Here is a 524-nt window from a genome sequence, read left to right as displayed (position 1 = left end):
TATTCCAGGATATATCTTTGCAGAAGCAAAAGATGGTAACGAAAGTGGTAAATTTACAGATAAACCACAAACAGTAACAATGATCTATAAGAAGTTAAAGGATAATACGCCAGTAATGCCAGTCCAAGATGGAACATTGACGGTAAAGTATGTTGATGAAAATGGAAAAGAGATTGCTAAGTCGGTAGTGACAAAGGAGAAGGCTGGTACTGCATACAAGACTGAGAAGAAAGACATTGAAGGATATACCTTTAAAGAAGTCAAGGGTAATGAGGTTGGTAAGTATGTGGCAGGTAACCAGACGGTTACGTATGTCTATACTAAAAATGATAATCATAATGTAACACCGACTGATCCGAATAAGCCGGATACACCAAATGATTCAGGCCAGACGAATCAACCAGGAAATAACAATGTTGGAAAAGATACTGGTTCATCGGATGGCAACGTAGTAAATAATGTGGTTAACGGAATTCAATCAGCATTACCTAAGACAGCAGCTGAAAAAACAACCCTAGCTGGAG

Annotated in this window: 1 protein-coding gene; it reads left to right on the top strand. The window is 38.4% G+C overall.

The features are described 5' to 3' along the window. A partial coding sequence (locus tag IV73_RS06445; protein WP_162258972.1) for a MucBP domain-containing protein occupies positions 1-524 on the top strand: 524 nt, incomplete at both ends.

Origin of the sequence: Weissella kandleri, assembly GCF_001438705.1 — a bacterium.
Taxonomy (GTDB): domain Bacteria; phylum Bacillota; class Bacilli; order Lactobacillales; family Lactobacillaceae; genus Weissella; species Weissella kandleri.
The sequence above is the reverse complement of the archived record's forward strand: the minus strand, read 5'-3'. Positions and strand labels throughout refer to the sequence as shown.